Consider the following 12,365-nt stretch of genomic DNA (forward strand, 5'->3'; position numbering starts at 1 on the left):
CAGGCGGCCCCCCCCTTCATCGCCTGCCCCCCCCGACGCGGCCCGTCCACCTTGTCATCGTCGGCCCGCAACGCCTGCATTCCGACCCGTTTCACCCCGCGTTACCGCCATTCCCGTCCAAGCGGGGCTTGCCGTCCCGCTTGCGCCCTCGAGCCCGCCGCTCATTCGGAGGGTAGCCATCCGCCGCCGACGAGAGGATATTTACCTCCAGGCGGTATCCCGACAGCGCCAGCGCAAGCTGGCACACGGGTTGCTTATTCATTCAGACCGGCCGCGCAAGGGCCGGCCAACGGCCGCGCGCTAGCGGGCCGTCAGCATCTGCAACGGAGGAGCCATGAAGGACAGATCATCCCGTCCCGCCGCCTACGACGAAATGCGCGACAGCGCCGGCGGCATACGCTCCCACTACCAGGCCTTCGAGCGCTGGCACCAGGAGCAATCGGCGGAAGCCATGGCGGCGCGCCGCCTGGAGGCCGACCTGAGTTTCCGGCGGGTCGGCATCACTTTTTCAGTGGCCGGCGACGCGGCCGGCACCGAACGCCTGATCCCGTTCGACATGATTCCGCGCGTCATCCCCGCCGACGAATGGCGCCGCCTGGAGGCCGGCCTGAAGCAGCGCGTGCGGGCGCTGAACATGTTCATCCACGACATCTACCATGGCCATGACATCGTGCGCGCCGGCGTGGTGCCGGCCGAGCAGGTGTTTCTGAACGCCCAGTACCGCCCCGAGATGCAGGACGTGGACGTGGCCGAGGACATCTACTGCCACATCGCCGGGGTCGACATCGTGCGCGCCGGCGCCGGCGAGTTCTACGTGCTGGAGGACAACCTGCGGGTGCCGTCCGGCGTGTCCTACATGCTGGAGAACCGCAAGATGTCGATGCGGCTGATGCCCGACGCGTTCAGCCGCATCAAGGTCGAACCGGTGGCGCACTACCCCGACCTGCTGCTGGACAACCTGCGCGAAGTGGCGCCGCACGGCGGCGATGATCCCACGGTGGTGGTGCTGACGCCCGGCATGTACAACTCGGCCTATTTCGAGCACGCCTTCCTGGCGCAGCAGATGGGCGTGGAGCTGGTGGAGGGCCAGGATCTTTTTGTCGAGCAGAACACGGTCTACATGCGCACCACGCAGGGGCCGCGCAAGGTGGACGTGATCTACCGCCGGCTGGACGACGACTTCCTCGACCCGCTGTCGTTCCGCGCAGACTCGGCGCTCGGCGTGCCCGGCCTGTTGTCGGTGTATCGCGCCGGCCGCGTGACGCTGGCCAATGCCATCGGCACCGGCATCGCCGACGACAAGTCCACCTACCTCTACGTGCCCGACATGATCCGCTTTTATCTGAGCGAGGAGCCGATCCTGTCGAACGTGCCGACCTGGCGCTGCGGCCGTCCCGACGAGCTGTCGCACGTGCTGGCCAACATGCACGAGCTGGTGGTCAAGGAGGTGCATGGCGCCGGCGGCTACGGCATGCTGGTGGGACCATCCGCGACCCACGCCGAGGTCGAGTCGTTCAAGGATCGGGTGCGCGCCAATCCCGCCAACTACATCGCGCAGCCCACGCTGGCCCTGTCCACGGTGCCGACCTACGTTGAATCCGGCGTCGCGCCGCGCCACGTCGACCTGCGCCCCTACGTGCTGTGCGGCAAGGACATCCGTACCGTGCCCGGCGGGCTGTGCCGCGTGGCGCTGACCGAAGGCTCGCTGGTGGTCAACAGCAGCCAGGGCGGCGGCACCAAGGACACCTGGGTTCTGGAGGAATAACGATGCTGAGCCGAACCGCCGACAACCTGTTCTGGATGTGCCGCTACACCGAGCGCGCCGAGAACACCGCCCGCATGCTGGACGTGAACCTGCAGATGTCGCTGCTGCCGCAGGACGCGCAGACCCGCGAGGGCTCGTGGAATGCCGTGCTGCGCATCTCCGAATTGCACCGCCTCTATCACGCCAAGCACGCCGCGATATCACCGCAGGACGTACTGCAGTACATGGTGCGCGATGCCGAGAACCCCTCGTCCATCTACAGTTGCATGCGCGCCGCGCGCGAGAACGCCCGCGCGGTGCGCGGCAGCCTCACCACCGAAGTCTGGGAGACCTACAACACCACCTGGCTGGAACTGCTCAAGCACCTGCACACCGGCCTGCTGGAACGCAACCCGGGCGAGTTCTTCGAGTGGGTCAAGTTCCGCTCGCACCTGGCGCGCGGCGTCACCATCGGCACCATGCTGGAGGACGAGGCGCTGTACTTCCTGCGCATCGGCATGCACCTGGAGCGGGCGGACAACACCGCGCGGATGCTGGATGTGAAGTTCCACGAGCGCGACGGCGACGGCAACGGCACGCCGCAACAACAGCAGGACGGCCGCGGCGAGGGCCATGCTTCGGGCGCCCTGCAAAGCGAGTTCTACCGCTGGTCCGCGCTGCTGAGCTCGGTGTCCGGGCTGGAGATCTATCGCAAGGTGTACCGCGACGTCATCACGCCGGACCGCGTGGCCGAGCTGCTGATCCTGCATCCCGACATGCCACGCTCGCTGCTGGCGGCCATGCGGGCGGTATCCGAGGATCTGGCCCGTGTGTCCAACCAGCGCTCGAACGAAACCCAGCGACGCGCCGGCATGCTGTGCGCCGAACTGCAATTCGGCCGCGTCGAGGACATCCTGCGCAGCGGCCTGCACCAGTACCTGGAGCACTTCCTGGACCGCATCAACGACCTGGGCAACCGGATCAGCCAGGACTTCCTGGTGCCGTTGTCGGCATGACAAGGAGACAGGCATGAAACAGATCATCACGCACGTCACGCACTACCGCTATACCGCGCCCGTCACCTACAGCATCCAGACGCTGCGGCTGACGCCGCGCGACGACGAGCACCAGCGCGTGCTGCGCTGGCACATCGAGGCGCCCGGCGCGCTCGAACAGCAGGTGGACGCCTACGGCAACATCACCCACACGCTGACGCTGAACCGGCCGCACACGGAAATCGAACTGCGCGTGGTCGGGCAGGTGCTGGTCGACCCGTTGGCGCAAGGCGCGCTGGGCGGCGAGGACAGCCGCCTGCCGGTGCACGCCTATTGCGTGCAGACGCCGCTGACGCAGGCTGACGACACCATCCTCGCCTTCGCCCACGCCGTGCTGCCTGACGGCCTGAACACGCCCGCCGACGTGCTGACACTGGCCACCGCGATCCACGACCGGGTCGCCTACGAGCCCGGCACCACCGACGTCACCACCGCCGCCGGCCAGGTGCTGGCGCTGGGCCATGGCGTCTGCCAGGACCATGCCCACCTGTTTCTGGCCTGCGTGCGCGGCCTGGGCGTGCCGGCCCGCTACGTCAGCGGCTATCTGTACACCACCAACGAACACGCGGCCAGCCACGCCTGGGCCGATGTCTGGCTGGCGGGCACCGGCTGGACCAGCGTGGACGTCACCAACCGCCAATTCGCGTCCGATTGCCACTGCCGCCTGGCGGTGGGGCGCGATTATGATTCCGCCTCGCCCGTGCGCGGCGTGCGCACCGGCGGCGGCGAGGAATCCATGGAGGTCTCGGTGCAGGTGCAGACGGCATTGCAGCAATAGCCCCGCCCGGCCACGCCGCAATACAATGCGGTGTGGTTTTTTCCTTTTTTCGATCATGACCTACTGCGTAGCCGCCCGCCTCGACGCCGGCCTGGTTTTCCTGTCCGACTCCCGCACCAATGCCGGGGTCGACCAGATCAGCGTCTTCCGCAAGATGACCGTCTTCGAACGTCCCGGCGAGCGCATGATGGTGCTGATGACCTCGGGCAATCTGGCCGTCAGCCAGGCCGTGCTGAACGCGCTGGCGCGCCAGCAGGACGAGGGCGGCGAAACCGTCTGGAACGCGCCCGACATGTTCGAGGCCACCCGCCGCGTCGGCGCGGCGGTGCGCGCGGTCTACCACCGTGAAGCGGCGGCCCTGCATGAACAGGGCGTGGACTTCAATGTCAGCCTCATCTTCGGCGGCCAGATCGGCGCCGAGCGCTGCCGGCTGTTCCAGGTGTATTCGGCTGGCAACTTCATCGAGGCCGGCTCCGAATGCCCGTACTTCCAGATCGGTGAAGCCAAGTACGGCAAGCCCATCCTGGACCGCGTGCTGCGCCCTGATACCTCGCTGGACGAAGCCGCCAAGTGCGCGCTGATCTCCATGGATTCGACGCTGCGCTCGAACATCTCGGTCGGCCTGCCGCTGGACCTGCTGGTCTATGACGCCGACGCGCTGCGCGTCACGCACTTCGCCAGCATCGACGAGCACAACGAATATTTCCGCATGATCCGCGGCACCTGGGGCGAACGCTTGCGCCAGGTGTTCGCCGAGATCCCGGATCCGCTCTGGACCCGTCCGGAAGACCCGGGTTCGCTGGTGCCCGCCAGCCGGGAGCACCAGCCGTTGCGTGCCGAACCGGTGGACGTGACACCGCCGGCCTATCCGGCGCCGCAGGTGCTGGCGGAGGATCCGGGGAAGGACCAACCGAACTAGGCGCCTGACAACGCTTTATCAGACCCTGGAGGATGAGTCCTGCTTTTTCGAGGAGCCACGCCTGCAATCGCAGTTTTCCGCCATGATGCTTGCGGGCGCTCTCGAGCCGACTTACACTGATTCCAACGCATGTGAATTCTCATATGCCCACCTTCCGAGGCCCGCACGCAAACCATTGCTGCGGGCTTTCGTGTTTCTGCGGACGAGGGTCTTGGACACCATCCCCCGAGGGCTCGGAACGTGCATTACGTTGTCTATCTCGATGAATTCGGCCATGTTGGCCCTTTCCTTGCCCGCGACCACGCGCACTACAAGACAAGCCCGGTTTTCGGGTTCGGCGGCTTTCTGTTACCGGTCGATGCCGTGCGCGAATTCGCCATCTACTTCTACAGACTCAAATGCCATCTGCTGAGATTTGAACTGGATCGGCAGGATCAACCCGCCCATCGCTGGGAAAAAAAGGGCGCACAGCTCTACACCGTCAAGAACGTGCTCACATACAAGGCGCTGCGGGTATCGACGGGGCGATTACTGAACCAGATTCGCAAGGTGGGAGGCTACGTCATTTATGCAGGGGAATGTAAATCGGCCGATGCGCACGCGGATCGGGCCGCGGATCTTTTCAAGCGCCAACTGCTGCGCTTGATCCGAATCGCAGACCAATTCTGCAGTGCTCGAAACGCCACCTTCCTGGTGATGCTAGACGAACAACAAGCCGGCAATGACTGGCGTGAGCGCAACATGGAAGCGTGCACCCAGGCAATGTTCGAGGACCCGTACGAGAAATGCAGAGCGTTGATCGAGCCCCCCATTCAAGGTGAGAGCTATTTGTTCCAGACTCTGCAATGCGCGGACTGGATCTGCGGCTTGATCGGCCGATTGTGCGCCTACCAGACCACCCCGGATCAATACGAAGACTGGGCGATTTTTCACCGATATTTTGACGGCCGGATACGCAATTCCACGTTTCCCGCCTGCGGCCTCAGCTACCCTGGCGCTGCGACAGGGCGCGACTGACACCGGCTTACCGTACAAACCCGGCTTTCCGCTTCCCTAAACCCGGCTTGTAAAACCACAAATTCTCATCTCGCGGCTGGCGCGCCACACTGGCGCCAGCCCGCCATGCTTCGTCTTGCGGGTTGCCATAACACCATAAGGACGAGACATGACCCCGAATTTCCCGCGCGCCCTGCGGCGCCTGGCCGCGCCACTGCTGGCGCTGGGCTGCCTGGCAGGCGGCCCGGCCACGGCCCAGGACAACTATCCCAACCACGCCATTTCGCTGGTCGTGCCGTTCGCGGCGGGCGGCCCCACCGATGTCGTGGCCCGCAGCCTGGGGGCCGCCATGTCCAAGACTCTCGGCCAGAGCATCATCGTCGAGAACCGGCCCGGGGCGGGCGGCACGCTGGCGGCCACGCATGTGGCGCGCGCCGCGCCCGACGGCTACACCTTCCTGATCCACCACAACGGCATGGCGACTGCCCCGGCACTGTACCGCAAGCTGCCATTCAATCCGCTGACCGACTTCGCCTATGTCGGCCAGGTGGCCGACGTGCCCATGACGCTGCTGGGCCGCAAGGATCTGCCGCCCGCCGACATGGTGGAATTCATCAAGTACGCGCGCGCCAACGGCAACAAGATCAACCTGGCCAACGCCGGCCTGGGCGCGGTGTCGCAGCTATGCGGCATGCTGTTGCAGGAAGCGCTGGGCACGCAGTTCACCACCATCCCGTATGCCGGCACCGCCCCCGCGCTGACGGCGCTGCTGGGCGGCCAGGTGGATGTGCTGTGCGACCAGACCACGCAGACCATTCCGCACATCAAGGCGCAGCGGGTCAAGCTGTACGGCGTCACTACGCTCGACCGCATCAAGACGCTGCCGGACGCGCCGACGCTGCAGGAAAGCGGATTGAAGGGCTTCGAGGTCAAGGTCTGGCACGGCGTGTACGCGCCCAAGGGCACCCCGCCGGAAGTGGTGGCGAAGTTCAATGCATCCCTGCGCGCGGCGCTCAAGGACCCCGCCTTCACGCAGAAGATGGCCGAGCTGGGCGCGGAAATCGTGCCCGAGGCCAAGCAGACGCCGGCCGGCCTGCAAAGCTGGCTGCAGTCGGAAGTGGACAAGTGGGGGCCGATCATCCGCAAGGCGGGTGTGTACGCGGACTGAAGCGTCATGCGGGCCGTTGAGGCGTGCTTGCCGTCGCCCCCAAGCCGGCCCGTCGCTGCAACGAGGCGCGCGTGCCGGTCAGGCGCGATGAGACCCTGACGCGCCCGAGAAAAAGGCCGGCAATAGCTGCCGGCCTTTGCGTTACTGCGCGCTGCGCGCCGCGGGGATCACACGCTCAATTCCTTCCACACCGCCAACGGCGCTTCGGCGTGGTTGAGGGTGTAGAAGTGCAGGCCCGGCGCGCCATTGTCCAGCAGGTTCTGGCACAGCTCTGTGACCACATCCACGCCAAAGGCGCGGATCGAGGCCTTGTCGTCGCCGAGTTCGGCCAGGCGCAGGCGGATCCAGCGCGGCACTTCGGCGCCGCACATTTCCGAAAAGCGCAGCAGTTGGGTGTGGTTGGTGATGGGCATGATGCCCGGCACGATCGGCACCCGCACACCCTTGGCCTGGGCCCGGTCGACAAAGTCGAAGTAGGCGTCGGCGTTGAAGAAGTACTGGGTGATGGCGGCATTGGCGCCCGCCTTGACCTTGGCCACGAAGTGATCCAGGTCCGCCGACGGATTGGCGGCCTGCGGGTGCATTTCGGGATAGGCCGCCACTTCGATGTGGAACCAGTCGCCCGTTTCCTCGCGGATGAACGACACCAGCTCGTTGGCATAGCGCAGTTCGCCGGCGTCGCCGCCCATGCCCGAGGGCAGGTCGCCGCGCAAGGCCACCACGCGCCGCACGCCTTCGTTCTTGTAGGCCTGCAGGATGTCCCGCAGGTCCTGGCGCGAGGCGCCGACGCACGACAGGTGCGGCGCCGCGTCGCAGCCCAGGTTACGCAGCGTGCGCACCGCGTCGGCGGTGCCGGCGCGGGTGGAGCCGCCGGCGCCGAACGTCACGCTGACGTACTTGGGCTGGATCGCCAGCATCTGCTTGGCCGCGCGGACCAGCCGCTCCTGGCCAGCCAGGTCGCGAGGCGGAAAGAATTCCAGGCTGAACGCCGGAGAAGTCGAGTCGGACATATCGGATCAGTTATCCATAGCGCCATGCGCATTGCATGAAACAGGTGCCGCCCCCCTCGGGGTGCCGCGGAGCCGGCTTGGCCGGTCCGCTGGCACGCCCCCTTGAGGGGGAGCGCGTAGCGCTCGGGGGTGGGAATTCAGGGGATCAGTTTGGTAAGCAGGCCCGAGATGATGCTGTACAGGATCGCACCGCCCACGGCCCACCAGAACCCGTTGACCTGGAAGCCCTTCAGCACGGAGCCGACGAACCAGAACAACAAGGCGTTGATGACGATGAGGAAGAGACCGAGCGTGACGATCGTGATGGGCAGTGTCAGCAGCACCAGCACCGGCTTGACCAGCATGTTGACCAGGCCCAGCACCAGCGCGGCGATGAGCGCCGAACCGAAGCTGGCCACGGTGATGCCGGGCAGCAAGTAGGCAACGGCCAACAGGGCCACCGCGTTCAGGATCCAGACGAGTATCAATGCCATTGTTCGACCTCCTGTATTGACGCTCCGCGGTCCCGCCATCGCCAGGCGAGACGGGCAAGCCCCGCGGACCGGAAAGCCCGCGCCGACATGGCGCGGCACTTTCCTATTTTGCTACAAGCATCAGTAGCGGTAGTGATTCGGCTTGTAAGGACCTTCGACCGGAACGCTGATGTAGTCGGCCTGGTCCTTGCGCAGCGTGGTCAGGTTCACGCCCAGCTTCTTCAGGTGCAGGCGCGCGACCTTCTCGTCCAGGTGCTTGGGCAGCACGTAGACTTCGCCCGACTTGTAGGCTTCGTTGCGCGTGAACAGTTCGATCTGGGCGATGGTCTGGTTGGCGAACGACGACGACATCACGAACGAGGGGTGGCCGGTGGCGCAACCCAGGTTCACCAGGCGGCCCTGGGCCAGCAGGATGATGCGCTTGCCGTCCGGGAAGATGACGTGGTCGACTTGCGGCTTGATCTCTTCCCACTTGCAGTCGGCCAGGCTGGCGACGTCGATTTCGTTGTCGAAGTGGCCGATGTTGCAGACGATCGCCTGGTCCTTCATGGCGTTCATGTGCTCACGCGTGATGACGTGGAAGTTGCCGGTGGCGGTGACGAAGATGTCGCCGTGGGCGGCGGCTTCTTCCATGGTCACGACCTTGAAGCCTTCCATGGCGGCCTGCAGGGCGCAGATCGGGTCGATTTCGGTGACCCACACCTGGGCGCGCAGGGCGACCAGCGCCTGGGCGCAGCCCTTGCCCACGTCGCCGTAGCCGGCGACAACGGCGATCTTGCCGGCGACCATAACGTCGGTGGCGCGCTTGATGCCGTCGACCAGCGATTCGCGGCAGCCGTACAGGTTGTCGAACTTGGACTTGGTGACCGAGTCGTTGACGTTGATGGCGGCGAAGGCCAGCTCGCCCTTCTGCGACATCTGGTACAGGCGGTGCACGCCGGTGGTGGTTTCCTCGGTCACGCCCTTGATCAGGGCAAGGCGCGTCGAGTACCACTTCGGATCACGCTCGAGCGTTTTCTTGATGGCGGCGTACAGCACGCGCTCTTCCTCGCTGCCGGGGTTGGCCAGCACCGAGATGTCCTTCTCGGCCTTGGTGCCCAGGTGCAGCATCAACGTGGCGTCGCCGCCATCGTCGAGGATCATGTTGGCGTTCTGGCCATTGGGCCATTCGAAGATCTTGTGGGTGTACTGCCAGTATTCTTCCAGCGTTTCGCCCTTGACGGCGAAGACCGGCGTGCCCGACGCGGCGATGGCGGCGGCGGCGTGGTCCTGCGTGGAGAAGATGTTGCACGAGGCCCAGCGCACTTCGGCGCCCAGGGCCACCAGCGTCTCGATCAGCACGCCGGTCTGGATGGTCATGTGCAGGCTGCCGGCGATGCGGGCGCCCTTGAGCGGCTGCTTGGCGGCGAACTCTTCGCGGATGGCCATCAGGCCGGGCATTTCGGTTTCGGCGATGGCCAGCTCGCGGCGGCCCCAGCCTGCCAGCGACAGGTCGGCGACGATGTAGTCGGAGAAGGATTTATCGGTTACAGCGTTCATGGTGTTGTAGGCTCCACGTGAAAAACGAACGGCGCACGATACGGCCGGACAACGCGAAACCACCACGACAATCGAGTGCTCGCCTTTTCCGCCATACGCGACAAAGGTGAGCGCCGTTGCTGTAACGCCACGCATGACGCGACGTTTGAACAAGGATTCCTGAGCCTGGCGAACCGGGTTCCGCGGGTCATGGGCCAGGGCATGGTCCGTGACGGGAACAGCAGGGTCGTCGCAACGCTCCTCAGGATTGCCCAGCATTGTACCGGTTTGGCCTGCCAGGGGAAATGCCCGGCGGGCGGGAGCGGCGGCGGGCCGCGCCGTCCCTGGACACGCCTCAGCCAGCCTGGATCAGCGCTTTGGCCAGTTCCGCGCCGGGCGTCAGCGGCACCAGCGAGGCCAGCAGGTCCGAGGCCACCGCGTCCCAACTGCGCGTCAGGGCGTGCTCGCGCACCGCGTGCCGGTCCAGCGTCGCCGCGGTGCGGCAGGCGTGCGCCAGGTCCTCGTCGAGGATGCCGGTGACACCCTGCGCCACCACCGCGAGCGGCGCCTCGCTGCGGAACGCGGCCACCGGCGTGCCGCAGGCCATGGCCTCCAGCATTACCAGACCAAAGGTATCCGTCCGGCTGGGAAAGACGAACACGTCGGCGCCGCTATAAAAGGCCGGTAGCGCGCCATCGCTCTGCATGCCGAGGAACAGGGCTTCGGGAAAGCGCTTTTTCAGCCGCGCCTCGTCGGGGCCTGCGCCGACCACCACCTTGGTGCCGGGCAGGTCCAGCGACAGGAAGGCGTCCAGGTTCTTCTCGCGCGCCACGCGGCCAACCGACAGGAAGACGGGCCGTGGCAGGTCCTGGAACGCCCTCTCGGGGACAGGCTGGAACTTGCGCGGATCGACGCCGCGCGACCACACGCGCAGGTTGGCGAATTCGCGCCGCGCCAGGATGTCGCGCACCGTCGGCGTGGGCACCAGCACGCATTGCGACGGCCGGTGGAACCAGCGCAGGAAGCGCCACGGCAACGCGGCCGGAATGCCCATGCGCGCCTGCAGGTAGTCGGGGAACATGGTGTGAAACGAGGTGGTGAAGCGCCAGCCACGCGACAGCGCCATGCGCCGCGCCGCCAGGCCCAGCGGGCCTTCGGTGGCGATATGGAGCGCGTCGGGCACGGTATCGCCCAGGATGCGGCGCAGTTGCCGCCCGGGCTGCAGGCAGAGCCGCAAATCAGGCTCGGAGGGGGCCGGCACGGTGCGGCTGCCCTGGGGATTCACCACGATCAGTTCGTGGCCCCATTCGGTGAGGATCTGCTGCATGGTCGTCCAGGTGCGGACGACGCCATTGACTTGCGGATGCCAGGCATCCGTAACCAGGACGATGCGCATGATGGGGCCGGAAGTGGGCGACAGCGCGATTTAGCCCGCGCCATGTGACACCCTCAAGACCGCGCCCGGCGCGGCCGGCCTAGTTGTTGCGGCGGGGATACCCCTGCGCCTTGATGCGGATCCAGACTTCGCGCTTTTCCTCTTCCGTCATGAAGACCCAGTTGGCCACTTCCATGGCCGTGCGGCCGCAGCCCCGGCAGATATCGTCGAACAGCGTGGAACAAACGGCAACGCAGGGGGAATCCGAGGCCCGGAAGGCGCGCTGGGCGTCCTCCGGTTCAGGCAATTCGGTCAGATCGGCAAAGGAAGCATTCATGGCCGAAGAGTACCACCAGGGTTGCGTCCCCTTTTGGATTTCCCTACCCCCCGCCGTGGCTTGATTGACAGCCTGGCTAGCGCGCGTCCCAGCCAAAAAAATCGGACACCTCGCGCAACAACGCGTCTGGCGTCTCCTCGGCCAGGTAGTGGGCGCCGGGCAGCGATCCGCCGGAGACGTCGTCCGCCACCGCGCGCCACAGTCCCTGCACGTCGAAATTGCGCCCGACCGCGCCGCGCTCGCCCCACAGCACGCGCAGCGGCATGCGCAGGCGCTCGCCGGCCGCGCGGCCCTGGCGGTCATGCTCCAGGTCCAGCGTGGCGGAGGCGCGGTAGTCTTCGCAGATACCGGTGGCCCAGCCCGGCAGGCGCGCCGTGCGCTCGTACTCGGCCATCGCCTCGTCGGAAAAATGCGCCAGCCCGCCGGGGCGGCCGCCCATCACCGAACGCAGGTAGAACACTGGATCGCGTTCGATCATGGTCTCGGGCATGGGCGCAGGCTGGATCAGCCAGAACCAGTGGTAGTAGGCCTGGGCGAAAGCGCGGGTGGTGTTCTCGTACATGTCCAGCGTTGGCGCGATGTCCAGCAGCATCATGCGTCCGACCGCCTCCGCGTGGTCCAGGCCCAGTCGGTGCGCTACGCGGGCGCCGCGGTCGTGGGCCAGGATGTCGAAGCGCTCGTGCCCCAGGGCGCGCATCAGCGCCACCATGTCGGCGGCCATGGTGCGCTTGGAATGCGCGGCATGGTCCGGCGTGGCGGCCGGCTTGTCGCTGTCGCCGTAGCCGCGCAGGTCGGCCGCCACGCACGTGTGGCGGCGCGTCAGCTCAGGCCACACCCGGTGCCAGATGGCGTGGGTCTGCGGATGGCCGTGCAGCAACAGCAGTGGCGGCCCCTGGCCGTCGATGCGGGCGGCGATGTGAATACCGTTGACCTCGTGGCGGCGCACGGGAAGATCGAAGAAAGCGGTCATTGCGGTCGGTGCCTCTCAGTCT

General features: G+C 66.3%; 12 protein-coding genes and 1 riboswitch. Of the genes, 6 read left to right on the forward strand and 6 right to left on the reverse strand.

Features of this window, described 5'->3' with window-relative positions:
* Positions 1 to 334: 334 nt before the first annotated feature.
* The 6 genes from ACUDCK_RS27580 to ACUDCK_RS27605 all read left to right on the forward strand — a co-directional run bounded on the left by ACUDCK_RS27580 (position 335) and on the right by ACUDCK_RS27605 (position 6,660).
* Positions 335 to 1,765: a circularly permuted type 2 ATP-grasp protein gene (locus ACUDCK_RS27580; protein ID WP_054500344.1), complete on the forward strand. Its 1,431-nt coding sequence runs from the start codon at positions 335 to 337 to the stop codon at positions 1,763 to 1,765.
* Positions 1,766 to 1,767: 2 nt separating this feature from the next.
* Positions 1,768 to 2,760, forward strand: a complete 993-nt coding sequence (locus ACUDCK_RS27585; RefSeq protein WP_175168269.1) for an alpha-E domain-containing protein — start codon at positions 1,768 to 1,770, stop codon at positions 2,758 to 2,760.
* 13 nt (positions 2,761 to 2,773) lie between these two features.
* Complete coding sequence (locus ACUDCK_RS27590; protein WP_144655974.1) at positions 2,774 to 3,577, forward strand: transglutaminase family protein; 804 nt, start codon at positions 2,774 to 2,776, stop codon at positions 3,575 to 3,577.
* Positions 3,578 to 3,632: 55 nt separating this feature from the next.
* The gene (locus tag ACUDCK_RS27595; RefSeq protein ID WP_064528036.1) at positions 3,633 to 4,496 is read left to right on the forward strand and encodes a proteasome-type protease; all 864 of its coding nucleotides are present in this window, start codon (positions 3,633 to 3,635) and stop codon (positions 4,494 to 4,496) included.
* 240 nt (positions 4,497 to 4,736) lie between these two features.
* Positions 4,737 to 5,513, forward strand: a complete 777-nt coding sequence (locus ACUDCK_RS27600; RefSeq protein WP_082401787.1) for a DUF3800 domain-containing protein — start codon at positions 4,737 to 4,739, stop codon at positions 5,511 to 5,513.
* Positions 5,514 to 5,661: 148 nt separating this feature from the next.
* Positions 5,662 to 6,660, forward strand: a complete 999-nt coding sequence (locus ACUDCK_RS27605; RefSeq protein WP_175168268.1) for a tripartite tricarboxylate transporter substrate-binding protein — start codon at positions 5,662 to 5,664, stop codon at positions 6,658 to 6,660.
* A gap of 167 nt (positions 6,661 to 6,827) precedes the next feature.
* Here ACUDCK_RS27605 and metF read toward each other — a convergent pair whose 3' ends face one another.
* The 6 genes from metF to ACUDCK_RS27635 all read right to left on the reverse strand — a co-directional run bounded on the left by metF (position 6,828) and on the right by ACUDCK_RS27635 (position 12,343).
* Positions 6,828 to 7,670, reverse strand: a complete 843-nt coding sequence (gene metF / locus ACUDCK_RS27610) for a methylenetetrahydrofolate reductase [NAD(P)H] (RefSeq protein ID WP_020925929.1) — start codon at positions 7,668 to 7,670, stop codon at positions 6,828 to 6,830.
* 137 nt (positions 7,671 to 7,807) lie between these two features.
* Entirely contained in the window at positions 7,808 to 8,143 is a 336-nt protein-coding gene (locus tag ACUDCK_RS27615; protein WP_006389784.1) for a phage holin family protein, read from the reverse strand.
* Positions 8,144 to 8,263: 120 nt separating this feature from the next.
* A complete protein-coding gene (gene ahcY, locus ACUDCK_RS27620; protein ID WP_049077027.1) occupies positions 8,264 to 9,682 on the reverse strand; it encodes an adenosylhomocysteinase in 1,419 nt (472 codons plus the stop codon).
* Between the two features lie 101 nt (positions 9,683 to 9,783).
* A riboswitch (S-adenosyl-L-homocysteine riboswitch) is annotated at positions 9,784 to 9,931 on the reverse strand.
* An 85-nt stretch (positions 9,932 to 10,016) separates the two neighbouring features.
* Positions 10,017 to 11,057, reverse strand: coding sequence for a glycosyltransferase family 4 protein (locus ACUDCK_RS27625; RefSeq protein ID WP_175168267.1), 1,041 nt, complete (start codon positions 11,055 to 11,057; stop codon positions 10,017 to 10,019).
* Between the two features lie 79 nt (positions 11,058 to 11,136).
* Positions 11,137 to 11,373 (reverse strand): DUF1289 domain-containing protein, encoded by a 237-nt coding sequence (locus ACUDCK_RS27630; protein ID WP_054500339.1) that lies wholly within the window; start codon positions 11,371 to 11,373, stop codon positions 11,137 to 11,139.
* Between the two features lie 76 nt (positions 11,374 to 11,449).
* Entirely contained in the window at positions 11,450 to 12,343 is an 894-nt protein-coding gene (locus ACUDCK_RS27635; protein WP_175168266.1) for an alpha/beta fold hydrolase, read from the reverse strand.
* Positions 12,344 to 12,365: the final 22 nt, after the last annotated feature.

It is taken from the genome of Achromobacter sp. CF-sbj1-Ac2-l (assembly GCF_052698165.1).